Source organism: Streptomyces panaciradicis, assembly GCF_023516615.1.
Taxonomy (GTDB): Bacteria; Actinomycetota; Actinomycetes; order Streptomycetales; family Streptomycetaceae; genus Streptomyces; species Streptomyces panaciradicis.
Map to the genome: position 1 here is coordinate 1 of NZ_JAMGBF010000154.1, position 1875 is coordinate 1875.

Genomic DNA, 1875 nt, shown 5'->3' on the forward strand with positions numbered 1-1875 from the left:
GCACCCCGGCGGAGTGCGCGGCGCGCAGCGCCCGCAGCACCCACAGTCCGATGCGCGCGGCCTCGGCAGGCTCCACGCGCCCGTGCTCCTTGACCGCGTCGGCGAGCGAGTGGCCCTCGACGAGCTCCATGACGATCCAGGGCCGGCCGTCGTGTTCGAGCACGTCGTGCACGGTGACGACCGCGGAGTGGTTGATCCGGGCGGCCGCCCGCGCCTCCGCCCGCGTACGCGCGAGCAATCGCTCCCGGTCGCTCTCGGAGACGTAGAGAGCGGCGGTCAACTCCTTGATGGCGACAGCTCGGTGGAGCACCTCGTCGTGCGCGCGCCACACGCGGCCCATGCCGCCGCTGCCGATCGAGTCGGCGAGCCGGTAGCGGCCCGCGACAAGCTGGCCCTGCATCTGATTCACGTTGCCCCGCAATGGTCTTGACAGGGTCAGACTAAGGAGTGGCCCGCCCGCGCGGAACCATGGGGGTGGCAAGGTGACACCACTGTGACGGTTGCGCTGCGGTGACCGACCGGACTGTCACGGAGGGTGACTCAACCGGTGTACGTGTAGGTCGAGTAGGCCTGTTCGTACAGCTTCGTCACCTGGTCCCGCTGGGACTCCGGACCGCGCACCTGCACCACGTGGTAGCGCCCGTCGACGAGGATCGCGAGGTTGCGCACGTACAGGTCCTGTCCGCCGCCGTCGGTCCAGGTGAACTGCCCCTCCGCCATGACCCGCGTCCCCACCGTGATGGTCCGCAGGCCGGTCGCGGTGGCCCAGCTGGAGCTGCGGTAGGGCTGCAGTTCGTGCTCCTTGTCCCGCTGGTAGGCCATCGGGTCGCTGCCGTAGGTCACCGCGCCGTCCCGTCCGGGCACCACGATGAGCTGGAAGTCGCCCTGGGAGTAGACCACCTGGTTCCAGGAGTTCTTGCCCGCCCGCGACCAGCCCTTGGCCACCGCGACCCGGAAGCCCTCGGGGTCCTTGCGCAGGGTGAATCCGGCGGCGACGGCGGGGTCGGTGGTCTGCGGCTCGGTGGAGCCGGCCGACCGGGAGGGGCTCGGCTTCGGGGTGGGCGAGGTCTGCTCCGGGCCGGTCCGGCTGCCGCCCTGGTCCGAACGTCCGGGCGCGGGGGTCGCGTTGCCGGCCGCTCCGGTCCGCTCGCCGCCCGCGGCGCCGTCCTCGCCCGCCTTGGGCATGAACAGCATGGCGTAGGCGATGGCGCCCGCCAGCAGGAGCAGGATCAGCACCAGCAGCGTGCGGCCCAGTCTGCGGGGCGAGCCCGCCTGTTCCTTGGCGCGCTTGTGCCGTCCGTGCGTGGTCGCGGGCAGCTGGGCCCGGCGCCTGCGCACCAGCTCGCCCCGCCGCCGTATGACGGGCAGCCGGCTGGCGTCGGCGGGCGGCGCCGCGACGACGTGTGTGCCGGCGTCCGGCTCGGGCGCCGAGCGCACCAGGGAGCGCAGCCAGCCGCGCAGCTCCTCGAAGTCCAGCCGCTCGGTGGGGTCCTGACGGAGCAGGGACTCCACGACCGGCCGCAGCGGCCCGCACTCCTCGGCGAAGGCGGGCGGCTCGGCGCACACCATCTGCACCAGTTCGGCCGTCGACTCCTCGGGGTAGGGCGCATGCCCCTGGACGGCCCTGAAGAGCAGCGCGCCGAGCCCCCACAGGTCGGTCGCGGGCCCGATCGGCGCCGCGAGCTGCCAGTTCTCGTGCACGGGACCGGCCTGCTCGGGGGCCCACCGCTCGGTCACCGGCCCGACGACGGCCATCCGGGCCTGCCGCGCCCGCTCCGCGGCCACCGCGGTGGCGGGACCGCGGGGCGGGGCGGGGGTGCCGGCGACCAAGTCGCCCCAGCGGGCCGTGGGTTGGGTGCCGGGGGCGGGGAGGCC

Annotated in this window: 2 protein-coding genes; both read right to left on the reverse strand. The window is 74.1% G+C overall.

Going from position 1 to position 1875, the window contains the following annotated elements; all coding sequences use genetic code 11:
* A partial coding sequence (locus M8J74_RS36335) for a protein kinase domain-containing protein (protein WP_249840518.1) occupies positions 1-400 on the reverse strand: 400 nt, incomplete at its 3' end.
* A gap of 140 nt (positions 401-540) precedes the next feature.
* Positions 541-1875: serine/threonine kinase C-terminal domain-containing protein (locus M8J74_RS36340; RefSeq protein ID WP_505016716.1), on the reverse strand; the 1335-nt coding region annotated here is incomplete at its 5' end.